General features: G+C 56.1%; 17 protein-coding genes. 13 read left to right on the top strand and 4 right to left on the bottom strand.

The annotated features are described in order from the left end of the window. The 3 genes from qseG to glnB all read left to right on the top strand — a co-directional run bounded on the left by qseG (nucleotide 1) and on the right by glnB (nucleotide 2,481). Nucleotides 1-738 (top strand): two-component system QseEF-associated lipoprotein QseG, encoded by a 738-nt coding sequence (qseG, locus tag ABFV38_RS16475; protein WP_348957597.1) that lies wholly within the window; start codon nucleotides 1-3, stop codon nucleotides 736-738. Then, the gene (gene glrR, locus ABFV38_RS16470) at nucleotides 725-2,062 is read left to right on the top strand and encodes a two-component system response regulator GlrR (protein WP_045908542.1); all 1,338 of its coding nucleotides are present in this window, start codon (nucleotides 725-727) and stop codon (nucleotides 2,060-2,062) included. The genes qseG and glrR overlap by 14 nt, the downstream gene beginning before the upstream one ends. Nucleotides 2,063-2,142: 80 nt before the next feature. Continuing rightward, nucleotides 2,143-2,481: a nitrogen regulatory protein P-II gene (gene glnB / locus ABFV38_RS16465; protein WP_003860685.1), complete on the top strand. Its 339-nt coding sequence runs from the start codon at nucleotides 2,143-2,145 to the stop codon at nucleotides 2,479-2,481. Between the two features lie 80 nt (nucleotides 2,482-2,561). Here the strand turns inward: glnB and hmpA are convergent, their stop codons facing one another. Then, nucleotides 2,562-3,752 carry an NO-inducible flavohemoprotein gene (hmpA, locus tag ABFV38_RS16460; protein ID WP_348957596.1) on the bottom strand — a complete coding sequence of 397 codons (1,191 nt, stop codon included), beginning with the start codon at nucleotides 3,750-3,752 and terminating at the stop codon, nucleotides 2,562-2,564. 304 nt (nucleotides 3,753-4,056) lie between these two features. Here hmpA and glyA point away from each other — a divergent pair, with 304 nt between their 5' ends. Then, nucleotides 4,057-5,310, top strand: coding sequence for a serine hydroxymethyltransferase (gene glyA / locus ABFV38_RS16455; RefSeq protein ID WP_008502165.1), 1,254 nt, complete (start codon nucleotides 4,057-4,059; stop codon nucleotides 5,308-5,310). Nucleotides 5,311-5,364: 54 nt separating this feature from the next. Here glyA and ABFV38_RS16450 read toward each other — a convergent pair whose 3' ends face one another. Continuing rightward, nucleotides 5,365-5,787 carry a DoxX family protein gene (locus ABFV38_RS16450; protein WP_024908634.1) on the bottom strand — a complete coding sequence of 141 codons (423 nt, stop codon included), beginning with the start codon at nucleotides 5,785-5,787 and terminating at the stop codon, nucleotides 5,365-5,367. 174 nt (nucleotides 5,788-5,961) lie between these two features. Here ABFV38_RS16450 and ABFV38_RS16445 point away from each other — a divergent pair, with 174 nt between their 5' ends. Further along, complete coding sequence (locus ABFV38_RS16445) at nucleotides 5,962-7,107, top strand: 3-phenylpropionate MFS transporter (RefSeq protein ID WP_167211955.1); 1,146 nt, start codon at nucleotides 5,962-5,964, stop codon at nucleotides 7,105-7,107. On the opposite strand, the gene csiE is transcribed toward ABFV38_RS16445, so the two are convergent. Then, entirely contained in the window at nucleotides 7,102-8,379 is a 1,278-nt protein-coding gene (gene csiE, locus ABFV38_RS16440; protein ID WP_045908545.1) for a stationary phase inducible protein CsiE, read from the bottom strand. The genes ABFV38_RS16445 and csiE overlap by 6 nt on opposite strands. Before the next feature lie 125 nt (nucleotides 8,380-8,504). Between csiE and ABFV38_RS16435 the strand changes: the two genes are divergently transcribed. Next, entirely contained in the window at nucleotides 8,505-9,143 is a 639-nt protein-coding gene (locus ABFV38_RS16435; RefSeq protein ID WP_348957595.1) for a DUF1007 family protein, read from the top strand. Further along, on the top strand, nucleotides 9,134-10,114 hold the full coding sequence (locus ABFV38_RS16430; RefSeq protein WP_348957594.1) for a nickel/cobalt transporter: 981 nt from the start codon (nucleotides 9,134-9,136) through the stop codon (nucleotides 10,112-10,114). Before ABFV38_RS16435 ends, ABFV38_RS16430 begins: the two co-directional genes overlap by 10 nt. A gap of 59 nt (nucleotides 10,115-10,173) precedes the next feature. Here ABFV38_RS16430 and suhB read toward each other — a convergent pair whose 3' ends face one another. Beyond that, the gene (gene suhB, locus ABFV38_RS16425) at nucleotides 10,174-10,977 is read right to left on the bottom strand and encodes an inositol-1-monophosphatase (RefSeq protein WP_003860668.1); all 804 of its coding nucleotides are present in this window, start codon (nucleotides 10,975-10,977) and stop codon (nucleotides 10,174-10,176) included. A 131-nt stretch (nucleotides 10,978-11,108) separates the two neighbouring features. Here suhB and trmJ point away from each other — a divergent pair, with 131 nt between their 5' ends. The 6 genes from trmJ to hscB all read left to right on the top strand — a co-directional run bounded on the left by trmJ (nucleotide 11,109) and on the right by hscB (nucleotide 15,235). Then, complete coding sequence (gene trmJ / locus ABFV38_RS16420) at nucleotides 11,109-11,834, top strand: tRNA (cytosine(32)/uridine(32)-2'-O)-methyltransferase TrmJ (protein ID WP_008502159.1); 726 nt, start codon at nucleotides 11,109-11,111, stop codon at nucleotides 11,832-11,834. Nucleotides 11,835-12,065: 231 nt separating this feature from the next. Beyond that, nucleotides 12,066-12,557, top strand: coding sequence for a Fe-S cluster assembly transcriptional regulator IscR (gene iscR / locus ABFV38_RS16415; RefSeq protein ID WP_045399615.1), 492 nt, complete (start codon nucleotides 12,066-12,068; stop codon nucleotides 12,555-12,557). 119 nt (nucleotides 12,558-12,676) lie between these two features. Next, nucleotides 12,677-13,891: a cysteine desulfurase gene (iscS, locus tag ABFV38_RS16410; protein WP_008502157.1), complete on the top strand. Its 1,215-nt coding sequence runs from the start codon at nucleotides 12,677-12,679 to the stop codon at nucleotides 13,889-13,891. 24 nt (nucleotides 13,892-13,915) lie between these two features. Continuing rightward, complete coding sequence (iscU, locus tag ABFV38_RS16405) at nucleotides 13,916-14,302, top strand: Fe-S cluster assembly scaffold IscU (protein WP_003860661.1); 387 nt, start codon at nucleotides 13,916-13,918, stop codon at nucleotides 14,300-14,302. Nucleotides 14,303-14,315: 13 nt separating this feature from the next. Next, on the top strand, nucleotides 14,316-14,639 hold the full coding sequence (gene iscA, locus ABFV38_RS16400) for an iron-sulfur cluster assembly protein IscA (RefSeq protein WP_003860659.1): 324 nt from the start codon (nucleotides 14,316-14,318) through the stop codon (nucleotides 14,637-14,639). A gap of 80 nt (nucleotides 14,640-14,719) precedes the next feature. Further along, nucleotides 14,720-15,235 carry a co-chaperone HscB gene (hscB, locus tag ABFV38_RS16395; protein ID WP_024908642.1) on the top strand — a complete coding sequence of 172 codons (516 nt, stop codon included), beginning with the start codon at nucleotides 14,720-14,722 and terminating at the stop codon, nucleotides 15,233-15,235. Nucleotides 15,236-15,248 lie beyond the last annotated feature (13 nt).

Raw genomic sequence — 15,248 nt, 5'->3', positions numbered from 1 at the left:
ATGAATCTATGTCTGGTGAGTATGTCACACGTCTTTTTCCGCGCCGTACGCGCGGTGTTTTCCCGCAGCACGCTTCGCCTGAGCCTGCCCTGTTTATTTCTGGCTGGGTGTGTTTCCCATGTGCCGCAAAGCGCGATTAGCGATAAACAAGAAGATAAATGGCCCGATAACCAGCTGGCCGATTTCCTCTCAACCCGCTGTGACGACATCTGGAACCTGTCGGGGCATGACGTCGAAAGTAACCCGCTGTTCTGGCTGCGCGGGATAGACTGCGCCCAGCGTCTGGCGCCGGTTGATGCCCGCGCGAAAGCGGCGATGCTGGATGATGATACCTGGCAGGACGCGTTCAAGCGTGGGATTTTGCTGGCGGATGCGAAAATCACTCCCGTTGAACGCCGCGCCAACGTGACCCGACTGGACACGTTTGTGGTCAATCTTCCGGTACAGATCCGCCCGGTATACCAGCTCTGGCGCGAGGGACAGACGCTACAGCTTCAGCTTTCTGAAGAGCGCTCCCGCTACAGCAAGCTGCAACAGTCAACCGATAGCGAGCTTGATACACTGCGCCAACAGCAGCAACATTTACGTACGCAGCTGGATACCACGACGCGTAAGCTGGAGAACCTGACCGATATCGAAAGACAGCTCTCGTCGCGTAAATATCAGCCGGGGAGTTCATCCGCTGCGCCGGACAGCGATACGCCGAAACAAGAGGATGTGAAGCATGACGAGCCGTAAACCAGCCCATCTCTTACTGGTGGATGACGATCCCGGTCTGTTAAAGCTGCTGGGGATGCGTCTGGTGAGTGAAGGCTACAGCGTCGTGACCGCGGAAAGCGGGCTGGAGGGGCTGAAAATTCTCAGCCGCGAGAAAATCGATCTGGTGATAAGCGACCTGCGGATGGATGAAATGGACGGCCTGCAGCTGTTCGCGGAGATCCAGAAGCAGCAGCCGGGGATGCCGGTGATTATCCTGACCGCGCACGGGTCGATCCCGGATGCGGTTGCCGCGACGCAGCAGGGGGTATTCAGCTTCCTGACCAAGCCGGTGGACAAAGATGCGCTGTATAAGGCTATCGACAGCGCGCTGGAACATGCCGCTCCGGCGGGGGATGAAGCGTGGCGGGAGCCTATCGTCACCCGCAGTCCCGTGATGCTGCGCCTGCTTGAACAGGCGAGGATGGTGGCGCAGTCTGACGTCAGCGTGCTCATCAACGGCCAGAGCGGAACCGGAAAAGAGATCCTCGCGCAGGCGATTCATAACGCCAGCCCGCGCAGCAAGAACGCCTTTATTGCGATTAACTGCGGCGCGCTCCCGGAGCAGTTGCTTGAATCTGAACTGTTTGGTCATGCCCGCGGCGCATTCACCGGCGCGGTAAGCAGCCGTGAAGGGCTGTTCCAGGCGGCGGAAGGCGGCACGCTGTTCCTGGACGAGATTGGCGACATGCCTGCGCCGCTGCAGGTCAAGCTGCTGCGCGTGCTGCAGGAGCGCAAAGTGCGCCCGCTGGGCAGCAACCGCGATATCGATATTAACGTGCGAATTATCTCCGCTACCCATCGCGATCTGCCAAAAGTGATGGCCCGCAACGAGTTCCGCGAAGATCTCTACTACCGTCTGAACGTGGTCAACCTGAAGATCCCGGCGCTGGCCGAACGTGCGGAAGATATACCGCTGCTGGCGAACCATCTTTTACGCCAGGCGGCCGATCGTCATAAACCGTTCGTGCGCGCGTTTTCCACCGATGCGATGAAACGGCTGATGGCCGCAAGCTGGCCGGGTAACGTGCGTCAGCTGGTTAACGTGATTGAGCAGTGCGTGGCGCTGACCTCCTCACCGGTCATCAGCGACGCGCTGGTGGAGCAGGCGCTGGAAGGGGAAAACACGGCGCTGCCGACGTTTGCCGAAGCGCGTAACCAGTTTGAGCTGAACTATCTGCGTAAGCTGCTGCAGATCACCAAAGGCAACGTGACCCACGCGGCGCGGATGGCCGGGCGCAACCGCACCGAGTTTTACAAGCTGCTCTCGCGTCACGAGCTGGAAGCGAACGATTTTAAAGAGTAGTACCGCAAAATTCGCCTGAATATGGTACTGTGAGCAATCGATTACGAGGCAGCTTACAGGCAAGAGTTTAAGGACCCACCATGAAAAAGATTGATGCGATTATTAAACCTTTCAAACTGGATGATGTGCGTGAAGCGCTGGCGGAAGTCGGCATCACCGGGATGACCGTGACGGAAGTGAAAGGTTTTGGTCGTCAGAAAGGTCACACCGAGCTTTACCGTGGCGCAGAATACATGGTCGACTTTCTGCCGAAAGTGAAAATTGAAATCGTGGTCAGCGACGATATCGTGGACACCTGCGTGGACACCATTATCCGCACGGCGCAAACCGGCAAAATTGGCGACGGTAAAATCTTCGTCTTTGACGTGGCGCGCGTGATCCGTATCCGTACCGGCGAAGAAGACGACGCTGCGATTTAACGTTCTTGCCGGGTGGCGCTGCGCTTACCCGGCCTACAAAACTCTTCGTAGGCCCGCGCAAGCGAAGCGCCGCCGGGCGATTACAGCACCTTATGCGGGCCGAAGCACTCGTAATGAATGCTGTCTTTGTTCACACCCAGCCCCACCAGCTGCTGCGCGGCATACTGCATAAACGCCACCGGCCCGCAGACGTAGAACTGCATGTCCGGCGCGCTAAATGCCCCTTCCATCTGGCTTAAATTCATCAGACCTTCGCTGTCAAACCGTGCGGCTGCGCGGTCTGCTTCCGTCGGCAGGCGATACCAGGTGTGCGCGGTGAAACGCGGCAGGGAGGCCCCGAGCGTTTTCACCTCATCCGCAAAAGCGTGCACGTCGCCGTTTTCGGCGGCATGGAACCAGTTAACCTGTGCACCGTGGTGTGATTTTGCCAGCGTATCGAGCATCGCCAGCATCGGCGTCTGGCCGACGCCCGCAGAGATCAGCGTGACCGGCGTATGGGCTTCAACGGCCATAAAGAAGTCGCCCGCTGGCGCGGCCAGATGGACCACGTCGCCCACGTTCGCTTCGTTGTGCAGCCAGCTGGAAACCTGACCGCCGTCCTCACGCTTCACCGCAATGCGGTAGCCTTTACCGTTTGGCTTACGGGTAAGAGAATACTGGCGGATCTCCTGATGCGGGAAACCTTCAGGCTTCAGCCACACGCCCAGATACTGCCCTGGCTGGTAATCGGCCACCGGTTGACCGTCCACCGGCTCAAACTCGAAGCTGGTGATTAACCTGCTGCGCGGCGTTTTCTCAACAATGCGGAACGCGCGCGTGCCTTCCCAGCCGCCGTTCTTACTGGCGTTTTCACTGTAGATTTGCGCTTCACGGTTGATAAACACGTTTGCCAGCACGCCGTAGGCTTTACCCCACGCATCCAGCACCTCCTGGCCCGGGCTGAACATTTCGTCCAGAGTTGCCAGCAGGTGACTACCCACGATGTCGTACTGCTCGGGTTGGATCTGGAAGCTGGTATGTTTCTGCGCGATTTTTTCCACCGCAGGCAGCAATGCTGGCAGGTTTTCAATATTGCTGGCGTACGCCGCGATGGCGTTGAACAGCGCTTCACGCTGATCGCCGTTACGCTGGTTGCTCATGTTGAAAATCTCTTTGAGCTCCGGGTTGTGCGTGAACATGCGATCGTAGAAATGAGCGGTGAGTTTAGGGCCGGTTTGTACCAGCAGGGGAATGGTGGCTTTTACGGTAGCGATGGTTTGAGCGTCGAGCATGAGCGCGTCCTTCTGATGTCACTTTAATGATGTATTTTAAATGCATCTTATAAAAAATACCCCTGCGTTGTAAATGGTTCTTTGCAAGATGAAAAATATGCATCACAAACCTGAAAAGAAATCCGCTGGAAAGGGCGAGCGCTTTATTCCTCAAACCCTTGCGTGGCGGGTAGGAAAACGTTTGCGTAAAATCGTTTGTCAAGACCTGTTATCACAGAACTAATCAGTTATACTGTTGCCCGTCGTCCAACAGGACTGCCTTTTCAGGCCAAAATTTACTTGTTAGCTGAGTCAGGAGATGCGGATGTTAAAGCGTGAAATGAACATTGCCGATTATGATGCCGAACTGTGGCAGGCTATGGAGCAGGAAAAAGTACGTCAGGAAGAGCACATCGAACTGATCGCCTCCGAAAACTACACCAGCCCGCGCGTTATGCAGGCGCAGGGTTCTCAGCTGACCAACAAATACGCTGAAGGTTACCCGGGCAAACGCTATTACGGCGGTTGCGAGTACGTTGATATCGTTGAGCAGCTGGCTATCGATCGTGCGAAAGAACTTTTTGGCGCTGACTATGCAAACGTCCAGCCGCACTCTGGCTCTCAGGCTAACTTCGCGGTCTACACCGCACTGCTGCAGCCGGGCGATACCGTTCTGGGTATGAACCTGGCGCAGGGCGGCCACCTGACTCACGGCTCCCCGGTTAACTTCTCCGGCAAACTGTACAATATCATCCCTTACGGTATTGATGAGTCCGGTAAAATTGACTACGAAGACATGGCGAAGCAGGCTAAAGAGCACAAACCGAAGATGATCATCGGTGGCTTCTCTGCTTACTCCGGTATCGTTGACTGGGCAAAAATGCGCGAAATCGCAGACAGCATCGGTGCTTACCTGTTCGTTGACATGGCGCACGTTGCGGGTCTGATCGCTGCAGGCGTTTACCCGAACCCGGTTCCACACGCTCACGTTGTGACCACCACCACCCACAAAACCCTGGCGGGTCCACGCGGTGGCCTGATCCTGGCGAAAGGCGGTGACGAAGAGCTGTACAAAAAACTGAACTCCGCGGTGTTCCCAAGCGCGCAGGGTGGCCCACTGATGCACGTTATCGCGGCAAAAGCGGTCGCGCTGAAAGAAGCGATGGAGCCAGAGTTCAAGGTTTACCAGCAGCAGGTTGCTAAGAACGCCAAAGCGATGGTGGAAGTGTTCCTGAACCGTGGCTACAAAGTGGTATCCGGCGGGACTGAAAACCACCTGTTCCTGCTGGATCTGGTTGATAAGAACCTGACCGGTAAAGAAGCTGACGCAGCCCTGGGCCGCGCCAACATCACCGTGAACAAAAACAGCGTGCCAAACGATCCTAAGAGCCCGTTCGTGACGTCCGGTATCCGTATCGGTTCCCCGGCCGTGACTCGCCGCGGCTTCAAAGAAGCGGAAGTGAAAGAGCTGGCTGGCTGGATGTGTGACGTTCTGGACAACATCAATGACGAAGCGGTTATCGAGCGCGTCAAAGGTAAAGTTCTGGATATCTGCGCACGCTTCCCGGTTTACGCATAATTCCTCTGCTTTGCAGAAATAAAAAAGGCCGCGCTTGCGGCCTTTTTTTATGGCTTAACGCCGGTCAAGGGAGATGGCGCCTGGCCCCACAATCGCCAGCAAAATAAAGGCGCCAGCAATACTGATATTCTTGTAGAAGTTAATCATATTCGGTACGACCGCATCACCGGTCATATCCCAGTAATGATGCCCAATCACCGCCGTTCCGAGAGTGTAGAACACAAACAGTACCGCGAGAGGACGGGTGAAAAAGCCCAGTACGATCAGAATGGCGGCAGGTACTTCCATGACTACCGCAATAATGGCCGCCAGCATGGGCATCGGCGTTCCCAGCGAGGTCATGTATTGTACGGTGCCGCTAAACCCCGTTAGTTTTGGATAACCAAAGATAATAAACAGCACGACAAGCGCGATGCGGCCAATCAGCAGCAGCAGGTGACGTGACTGGCCGAAATCGAGATAACGTAGTGAGTTCATGGCAGAAAAACCTCTGCAAGTGGAGTAATTTAAACGTAATACATATTTTCATTCCCTGCCATAAGCCAGACATCTTGCACAAGATGTTAAATTTTCGTTAATTTATAGCAGGCTATCTACTTGCTTAATTTTTATATTCTCGCCAGACTATGGCCTCGATTTCGGGAGGGATTCATGGTCTTGCATTCCACGCGCTGGCTGGCGCTCAGTTATTTCACCTATTTCTTTAGCTACGGCATTTTTCTGCCTTTCTGGAGCGTCTGGCTTAAGGGTATCGGCCTGACGCCCGAGACCATCGGCGTCCTGCTGGGAGCCGGGCTGGTGGCGCGTTTCCTCGGCAGCCTGCTGATAGCCCCACGCGTCAGCGATCCCTCCTTACTGATCAAGGCCGTACGCATTCTGGCTCTGCTGACCCTGGTCTTTGTGGCCTGCTTCTGGGTCAGCCACCAGTTTGCCTGGCTGATGGTGGTGATGGTTGGCTTTAACCTGTTCTTCTCACCGCTGGTGCCGCTGACGGATGCCCTGGCGAACACCTGGCAAAAGCAGATCACCATGGACTACGGTCGCGTGCGCCTGTGGGGCTCTATCGCTTTTGTGATTGGCTCAGCGCTGGTGGGCAAACTGGTCAGCCTGTACGATTACCGCGCCATTCTTGCCCTGTTGAGCATCGGTATTGCCTCGATGCTGCTGGGCATGCTGCTGCGACCGTCGGTGATGCCGCAAGGGGAAAGCCGCCATCAGGAGAGCGCGGGCTGGCCCGCATGGCGGAGCCTGGTCGCACAGAGCTGGCGTTTTCTGGCGTGCGTGTGCCTCCTTCAGGGGGCACATGCGGCGTACTATGGTTTCAGCGCCATCTACTGGCAAGGCGCAGGATATTCCGCTTCCGCCGTGGGCTATCTGTGGTCGCTGGGCGTGGTGGCCGAAGTCATTATCTTTGCCCTGAGCAAAAAACTGTTCCGCCGCTTTGGCGCGCGTGACCTGCTGCTGCTTTCCGCCGTGTGTGGCGTGGCGCGCTGGGGGATTATGGGCTGGACGACCGATCTGCCGTGGCTGATTGTGGCGCAAATTCTTCATTGTGGCACCTTTACCGTGTGCCATCTGGCGGCCATGCGCTATATCGCTGCGCGCGAGGGTGGGGACGTGATTCGCCTGCAGGCCGTCTATTCGGCAGTGGCAATGGGGGGCAGTATCGCGATCATGACGGTGTTTGCGGGGTTCCTCTATCAGCATCTGGGGCACGGCGTGTTCTGGGTAATGGCTCTGGTGGCGCTACCGGCAATGTTTGTTCGACCGAAAGTGGCCGCACGCGCGTCGCTATGATTCCAGCATGGCGCGAATATGTTCTTGCTGCTGCGCGTTCAATGTCTCAACGGCATGAATCAACGGCGGCGAGAACAGCGGCAGGGCTGTAGGGTAGGGGGTGATAACCAGCGCGGCTTCGCGCGGTGCCCCCTCTTTCTGAAAAGCCTGCAGCGTCAGGTAGCGAATGTTGAGCGGCAGCAGCGTCAGCTCGCGAAGCTGCTGTTCGATCTGCTCCTCACTGGCTTTGTCTTCTCCCGTCAGCAGGATAACCTGTTTTTCATGCAGGTCGGTCTCCTGCATCAGCCAGGCCCCAAAAATCACCGCCACGAGGCTCATCTCTTCATCGGAAAAACGTAGCCCGAATTCCGCCTCCAGCTCAAACAGCGCCTCTTTCGTAGTGCGTAACAGTCGGGGATAAAGGCGGTGGATCTCCTCCGGCAGGCTATTGTCGATGCCGATCTCAAACAGCGAACGGTCCAGCGCCTGAGCCAGATGGATATACAGCTGATCGGTCAGCCCTTGTTCATCGCTGAAGTTCATCCCGGTCTGCGAACGAAAGCGGGCCACCATGCGCACGATGGCCCGGCGCAGACGCTGATCCTGCTGGTGCTTATCAAGCACCGGATCGGGCGTGCGGAGCATCATAAACAGCAGCGCCAGAAACAGCTGTTCATCCCCGTGGGCACCCTGCGGGACGCGCCGTCTCCAGTGGCGCACGATCTCCTGCGCTGTAAAATACTCCCCCCTCGACTGGGTCCAACTGCGCTGAACGTGGGAAAACTGCGGCGTATTCCCGAGCTGGTGCTGAATAAGGCAGTATTGCAGATAGAGCTGTAAAAACTGGACGTCGCGGCATTCAAACTGGCGCTGGAGCTTGCGTGAGCAGAAACCGATCAGCGCCCGCAGGTTCGCATCGTCGTAAAGCGGGCGCGCGATGCCGTGTTGTTTAAGCGCGGTTTTTAATGCGGGGGTAAACTGGTGCGAGACGAACTGCGGGCAAAGCCGTAGCGCCCGGCGCAGCCAGTGCAGCAGGCATAAACGCTGATTCAGGGCTGTGCCTTCAATCCGGTAGCAGCCGTCGTGGTGCGTAACGATATCCAGCCGGTGATAGCGCTGGATTTCATCGCGCGTCTCGGCTATATCTTGCCGTGCCATCGCGTCGTCCACGCCGTTGGCAGCGATTATGCTCTGTGCGGTGACGGCAGCATCGGGCAGGTAAAGCATCAAAAGCACCTGGCAGCGGCGCTGCGAACTGGAAAGCACAGATGGTATTTCAAGCGTCGTCATCATCTGTCGGGTATCCAGTGTGAATGTTTGATAAGAATAGCTAAAGGATGAGCGCTGAAAAGCGCGCCGGCAGGCCTTTCATTCAGGATTGCTGGGGAACATCACAGAATTTTTGACGTGAGGAATTGATGCAAACAGTTAAACAATGTGCGATGGCGTTATTTTTGGCGGTTATCAGCTTAACGGCCAGCGCACACCCTCACAGCTTTATTGACCTCAAAACCGAGCTGATCACCGACGGCACGCAATTGAGCGGCCTGAAAATGCGCTGGACGATGGATGAAATCACCTCGGCTGACCTGCTCTATGACGCGGGAAACGCGAAGCCCGGTGACGAAATCTGGAAAAAGCTGGCAGCGGAAGTAATGGCCAACGTGCTCGGCCAGCACTACTTCACCGAGTTCTGGCATAACGGCCAAAAGGTCAAATTTCTGAACCGACCAACGGAATACGGGATGACGCGTGAAGGGCACCAGGCGGTGCTGACGTTCGTGCTTCCGCTGGCGCATCCTCAGCCGCTGGCCGGGCAAACGTACACGTTTTCCATTTTTGATCCCACTTACTATGTTGATATGCGCTATGACAAAGACAGCGACGTACGGCTGCCGGACGCGCTGCAAAAAAGCTGCAAAATTGGCGTTCATACCCCGAAGCCCAGTGAAGAGATGCTGAACTTTGCGGTCTCACTCGACAAGGACGATGCCCCACCCGAGGATATGGAATTGGGTAAACAGTTCGCACAGGAGGTGACGTTACAATGTCAGTGATCTCCTCTCCGGTTCGGAAACCTCGCCGCTGGCTGCATCTCTGGCCGCTGGCGCTCTTTTTTCTGTTAGCGGTTTGCGGCGCGCTGTGGCTGTGGCAGGCCTGGCCGCAGGTCATGATGAAAAGCATTATCTGGCAGCGTGAGGTCAACCATCAGATGAGTGGACTGCTGAAGGCGGTGGCGGAGAACCCGACCAAAGCGGGCGGATCCCTGCTGGCGTTCAGTTTTGTCTATGGCGTTCTGCACGCGCTGGGGCCGGGGCACGGCAAAATCGTGATTACGACCTGGCTCGCCACCCATCCGTCAAAGCTGAAATCGAGCATCGGCCTGACGCTGGCCTCCTCGCTGCTGCAGGGCGGCGTGGCGATTGCGCTGGTCGTTGTTGTGCTTTCACTTTTGCAGCTTCCGGCGCGCCAGCTGCATATGAGCAGCTTCTGGCTGGAGAAAGGGAGCTACGCGCTGGTGGGCGTGCTGGGGCTGATCCTGTGCTGGCGGGCGCTGAAAAAGCTGCGCGTGCTGCTGCAAAAACCGACATTCAAAACCTTTACGCCGCACCACGTTCATGATGAACACTGCGGCTGCGGACATCAGCATTTGCCCACGCAGGAACAATTACAGAACGGCGACGACTGGCGCGCGAGGTTGATGATTGTTCTCTCGATGGGGATGCGCCCGTGCTCGGGGGCCATCATGGTGCTGCTGTTCAGTAAGGTCATCGGCGTGTTCGGCTGGGGCATGCTGTCCGCGCTGGCGATGGCGGCAGGAACCTCTCTCACCATTTCGTCTTTAGCGCTGCTGGTACACAGCTTCCGTCAGCTGGCGGTCAAATTCAGCGGCAATAAAACGCCGGTGCTGTGGCGACAGATAGGGTGGACCACGCTTGCGCTGGCGGGTGGGGTGATTCTGCTGGTGGCGGCGGTGACGATGTGGATGAGTGCGGTACCGGTGGGAAGGGGATTACGGCCTTTCTAGCGTACTGAGGGATTTTGTAGGCCCGGTAAGCGTAGCGCCACCGGGCTTAACAAACTGGATTAACGCTTCAGCGCATCGCTCAGTTCATCACGCATGTTGGCCAGCATGGCTTTAACAACGCGTGGGTTACCCGCAACGATGTTGCCGGTAGACATATAGTTATGGCCGCCGGTGAAGTCGCAAACAATGGCGCCTGCTTCACGCGCGATCAGCTCGCCCGCAGCAAAATCCCATGGCTTCAGTGAGAGTTCGAAGTAACCGTCAACGCGGCCGGTTGCCACGTAGGCCAGATCCAGCGCAGCAGAACCAGTGCGACGGAAGTCCGCGCATTCGGTGAACAGTTTGCCCAGGATATTCATATAGGTGGTCGCGTGCTGTTTCGCCTTGAACGGGAAACCGGTCGCCAGGATGGTGCCGTCCAGATCGCGTGCGTTGCTGCAGCGCAGACGGTAGCCGTTCAGCTGCGCGCCCTGACCGCGGGTCGCGGTGAACAGTTCGTTACGCATTGGATCGTACACAACGGCGACTTCAGTACGGCCTTTAATGCGTACTGCGATAGACACAGAGAAGTGTGGCAGGCGTTTGACGAAGTTGGTGGTGCCATCCAGTGGATCGATAACCCATTGAACATCCTGATCGGTACCTTCATGTTCACCGCTTTCTTCGGTGATGATGGTGTGCTGTGGGTAAGATTTGCGGATCGTTTCGATAATAATCGCTTCTGCGGCTTTATCGACGTTAGTCACGAAATCATTGCTGCCTTTCTGGCTGGTTTCTACGGAGTCTGGCGTTTCGTAGTGTTTGGCAATTACATTACCCGCCTTGCGCGCTGCGCGCACGGCGATGGTCAGCATCGGATGCATCGGTCTCTCTCACTGGATGTTAAAGAACAGGAAAATCGGCGCAGAGTATAGCAGCGGGATCGGATTATGTCTCCCGTTTATGATAATATGCCCGAATATTCTTCAGACACTGAATTCAGACATTAAAAATTATGCTGCAAAACATTCGAATTGTGCTGGTCGAAACATCGCATACCGGCAACATGGGCTCCGTTGCCCGCGCTATGAAAACCATGGGCTTAACGAACCTGTGGCTGGTTAACCCGCTGGTGAAACCTGACTCGCAGGCTATCGCGCTGGCGGCCGGGGCCAGCGACGTGATCGGCAATGCCCAGATCGTCGATACCCTTGACGAAGCGCTGGCTGGCTGCAGCCTCGTTGTTGGTACCAGCGCGCGTTCGCGCACGCTGCCGTGGCCAATGCTCGATCCGCGTGAATGCGGCCTGAAAAGTGTCTCGGAAGCAGAACAGGCACCGGTTGCGCTGGTATTTGGCCGCGAGCGCGTTGGCCTGACCAACGACGAACTGCAGAAGTGTCATTATCACGTCGCGATTGCGGCAAACCCGGAGTACAGCTCGCTGAACCTGGCGATGGCGGTGCAGGTTATCGCCTATGAAGTGCGTATGGCGTGGCTGGCAACGCAGGAAAAAGAGGTTGAGCCTAAAGAAGAGACGGCTTACCCGCTGGTGGACGACCTTGAGCGTTTCTACGGTCACCTGGAGCAGACGCTGCTCTCGACCGGCTTTATCCGCGAAGGCCACCCGGGTCAGGTGATGAATAAGCTGCGCCGTCTGTTCACCCGCGCGCGTCCGGAAAGCCAGGAGCTGAACATCCTGCGCGGGATCCTGGCGTCGATTGAGCAGAAGAATAAAGAGTAGTGTCGTCTGTTCGCCGGGTGGCGCTTCGCTTACCCGGCCTACAAAACCGTCGGTCGGGTACGCGAAGCGTCACCCGACAAAAAACGGCACGGAAGGTTAAATACCTGACTAAAACAGTCAAGTAAATAGTTGACCATTTTAGTCAGGAATGTCAGACTTGGCCCTGCTATGCAATACCCCATTTTACAATAAAAAACCCCGGGCAGGGGCGAGTTTGAGGTTAAGTAAGACATGAGACTGACATCTAAAGGGCGTTATGCCGTGACCGCGATGCTGGACGTTGCGCTCAACTCCGAAGCGGGCCCGGTTCCGTTGGCTGATATTTCTGAACGACAAGGGATCTCCCTCTCTTATCTGGAACAGCTGTTCTCCAGACTGCGTAAAAATGGACTGGTTTCCAGCGTTCGTGGCCCAGGCGGCGGTTATCTGCTGGGTAAAGACGCGGGCAGTATTGCAGTTGGCGAAGTGATCAGCGCAGTTGACGAATCCGTTGACGCGACCCGTTGCCAGGGTAAAGGCGGCTGCCAGGGCGGCGATAAGTGCCTGACCCACGCGCTGTGGCGCGATCTGAGCGACCGTCTGACCGGCTTCCTGAACAACATCACCCTCGGTGAGCTGGTGAACAACCAGGAAGTTCTGGACGTATCGGGCCGTCAGCACGGCCATGATTCCCAACGCAGCACCCGCGCGCAGGACGCTATCGACGTCAAATTACGCGCGTAATAAAACGATAAGTATTTCAGAATCAGGCCGGGGCGAAGACTCGCCCCGTGTACTCGGTCGTACATCCAGCCGGTTGCCTGATTCCTTGCATTGAAGCGATGTACGGAGTTTATAGAGCAATGAAATTACCGATTTATCTCGACTACTCCGCAACCACGCCGGTGGACCCGCGTGTTGCCGAGAAAATGATGCAGTGTCTGACCCTGGACGGAAACTTTGGTAACCCAGCTTCCCGTTCACACCGTTTTGGCTGGCATGCTGAAGAGGCGGTTGATATCGCCCGTAATCAGATCGCTGACCTGGTGGGTGCCGACCCGCGTGAGATTGTTTTCACCTCCGGTGCGACCGAATCCGACAACCTGGCGATCAAAGGTGCAGCCAACTTTTATCAGAAAAAAGGCAAGCACATCATCACCAGCAAAACCGAACACAAAGCCGTGCTGGACACCTGCCGTCAGCTGGAGCGTGAAGGGTATGAAGTCACCTACCTGGCGCCACAGAGCAACGGCATTATCGATCTGAAAGAGCTCGAAGCGGCCATGCGTGATGACACCATTCTGGTCTCCATCATGCACGTCAACAACGAAATCGGCGTGGTACAAGACATCGCGACCATCGGCGAAATGTGCCGCGCGCGCGGTATCATCTACCACGTGGACGCGACCCAGAGCGTGGGCAAACTGCCTATCGACCTGAGCCAGCTGAAAGTGGACCTGATGTCCTTCTCCGGCCACAAAATCTATGGCCCGAAAGGGATTGGCGCGCTGTACGTTCGTCGTAAACCACGTATCCGCATCGAAGCGCAGATGCACGGTGGCGGTCACGAGCGCGGCATGCGTTCCGGTACGCTGCCTGTTCACCAGATCGTGGGCATGGGCGAAGCCTACCGCATTGCAAAAGAAGAGATGGAAACCGAGATGGCACGCCTGCGCACGCTGCGTAACCGTCTGTGGGACGGTGTGAAAGATATGGAAGAAGTGTATCTGAACGGCGATCTCGAGCAGGGCGCACCAAACATCCTCAACGTCAGCTTCAACTATGTTGAAGGCGAGTCGCTGATCATGGCGCTGAAAGACCTGGCGGTTTCTTCCGGTTCTGCCTGTACGTCTGCAAGCCTTGAGCCATCCTACGTGCTGCGTGCGCTGGGTATGACTGACGAGCTGGCACACAGCTCTATCCGTTTCTCTTTAGGTCGTTTCACTACCGAAGAAGAGATTGACTACACCATCAAGCTGGTTCGCAACTCCATTGGCCGTCTGCGCGACCTTTCTCCACTGTGGGAAATGTTCAAGCAGGGCGTGGATCTGAACAGCATTGAATGGTCACATCACTAATCGGTACATAAGGAGAATTCAATCATGGCATACAGCGAAAAAGTCATCGATCATTACGAAAACCCACGCAACGTTGGCTCTTTTGACAACAGCGACGAATCTGTTGGTAGCGGCATGGTCGGCGCGCCAGCGTGTGGCGACGTGATGAAGTTGCAGATTAAAGTCAACAATGAAGGTATCATTGAAGACGCGCGCTTCAAGACCTACGGCTGCGGTTCTGCTATCGCGTCCAGCTCCCTCGTCACCGAATGGGTGAAGGGCAAGTCTCTGGACGAAGCACAGGCAATCAAGAACACGGATATTGCTGAAGAACTCGAACTGCCACCGGTGAAAATTCACTGCTCAATTCTGGCAGAAGACGCGATCAAAGCCGCCATTGCGGATTACAAAAGCAAACGTGAAGCAAAATAATTGAGGTTTGAGTATGTCGATTACCCTTAGCGACAGCGCTGCCGCGCGAGTAAGCTCTTTTCTGGCGAACCGTGGTAAAGGCTTTGGCCTGCGACTGGGCGTACGTACCTCCGGCTGTTCTGGTATGGCTTACGTACTGGAGTTTGTTGACGAACCGGCGTCTGACGACACCGTGTTTGAAGACAAGGGCGTGAAGGTGGTGGTCGATGGCAAAAGCCTGCAATTCCTCAACGGCACTCAGCTGGACTTCGTTAAAGAAGGCCTGAACGAAGGGTTCAAATTCACGAACCCGAACGTCAAAGACGAGTGTGGTTGCGGCGAAAGCTTCCACGTTTAACCGCGCGTCATCCGAAACCCCACCGTGGCGTTACCCGCTACGCGTGGGGTTTGTTTTAACAGGCTACCCCTGAGATTGTTATGGATTACTTCACTCTCTTCGGACTACCCGCTCAATACCCGATTGATCTCCAGGCGTTGACGATCCGTTTTCAGGATCTGCAGCGTCAGTACCATCCGGACAAATTCGCGAGCGGTACTCAGGCAGAGCAGTTGGCTGCGGTTTCCCACTCTGCCACCATCAACCAGGCCTGGCAGACGCTGCGCCATCCGCTGGCGCGCGCTGAATATCTGCTCTCGCTCCACGGTTTTGATCTGGCGAGCGAACAGCACACCGTGCGTGACACGGCGTTTCTGATGGAGCAGCTGGAGCTTCGCGAAGAGCTCGATGAGATTGAACAGGCCAAAGACGAAGCGCGTCTGGAAAGCTTTATTACGCGCGTAAAGGGCATGTTCGATACCCGCCATCAGCAGATGGTGGAGCAACTGAACAACGAGACCTGGGACGTGGCGGCAGATACTGTGCGCAAACTCCGTTTTCTCGATAAACTGCGAAGCAGTGCTGAACAACTCGAAGAAAAGCTGCTCGATTTTTAATTTCGGAAGCAAT

It is taken from the genome of Enterobacter cloacae complex sp. Mu1197 (assembly GCF_040059225.1).
Taxonomy (GTDB): domain Bacteria; phylum Pseudomonadota; class Gammaproteobacteria; order Enterobacterales; family Enterobacteriaceae; genus Enterobacter; species Enterobacter quasiroggenkampii.
The sequence above is the reverse complement of the archived record's forward strand: the minus strand, read 5'-3'. Positions and strand labels throughout refer to the sequence as shown.

Excerpts from the sequence above, each read along its gene's own strand:
- qseG (WP_348957597.1), top strand. The coding sequence starts at position 1 with ATGAATCTATGTCTGGTGAGTATGTCACACGTCTTTTTCCGCGCCGTA.
- glrR (WP_045908542.1), top strand. The coding sequence starts at position 725 with ATGACGAGCCGTAAACCAGCCCATCTCTTACTGGTGGATGACGATCCC.
- glnB (WP_003860685.1), top strand. The coding sequence starts at position 2,143 with ATGAAAAAGATTGATGCGATTATTAAACCTTTCAAACTGGATGATGTG.
- hmpA (WP_348957596.1), bottom strand. The coding sequence starts at position 3,752 with ATGCTCGACGCTCAAACCATCGCTACCGTAAAAGCCACCATTCCCCTG.
- glyA (WP_008502165.1), top strand. The coding sequence starts at position 4,057 with ATGTTAAAGCGTGAAATGAACATTGCCGATTATGATGCCGAACTGTGG.
- ABFV38_RS16450 (WP_024908634.1), bottom strand. The coding sequence starts at position 5,787 with ATGAACTCACTACGTTATCTCGATTTCGGCCAGTCACGTCACCTGCTG.
- ABFV38_RS16445 (WP_167211955.1), top strand. The coding sequence starts at position 5,962 with ATGGTCTTGCATTCCACGCGCTGGCTGGCGCTCAGTTATTTCACCTAT.
- csiE (WP_045908545.1), bottom strand. The coding sequence starts at position 8,379 with ATGATGACGACGCTTGAAATACCATCTGTGCTTTCCAGTTCGCAGCGC.
- ABFV38_RS16435 (WP_348957595.1), top strand. The coding sequence starts at position 8,505 with ATGCAAACAGTTAAACAATGTGCGATGGCGTTATTTTTGGCGGTTATC.
- ABFV38_RS16430 (WP_348957594.1), top strand. The coding sequence starts at position 9,134 with ATGTCAGTGATCTCCTCTCCGGTTCGGAAACCTCGCCGCTGGCTGCAT.
- suhB (WP_003860668.1), bottom strand. The coding sequence starts at position 10,977 with ATGCATCCGATGCTGACCATCGCCGTGCGCGCAGCGCGCAAGGCGGGT.
- trmJ (WP_008502159.1), top strand. The coding sequence starts at position 11,109 with ATGCTGCAAAACATTCGAATTGTGCTGGTCGAAACATCGCATACCGGC.
- iscR (WP_045399615.1), top strand. The coding sequence starts at position 12,066 with ATGAGACTGACATCTAAAGGGCGTTATGCCGTGACCGCGATGCTGGAC.
- iscS (WP_008502157.1), top strand. The coding sequence starts at position 12,677 with ATGAAATTACCGATTTATCTCGACTACTCCGCAACCACGCCGGTGGAC.
- iscU (WP_003860661.1), top strand. The coding sequence starts at position 13,916 with ATGGCATACAGCGAAAAAGTCATCGATCATTACGAAAACCCACGCAAC.
- iscA (WP_003860659.1), top strand. The coding sequence starts at position 14,316 with ATGTCGATTACCCTTAGCGACAGCGCTGCCGCGCGAGTAAGCTCTTTT.
- hscB (WP_024908642.1), top strand. The coding sequence starts at position 14,720 with ATGGATTACTTCACTCTCTTCGGACTACCCGCTCAATACCCGATTGAT.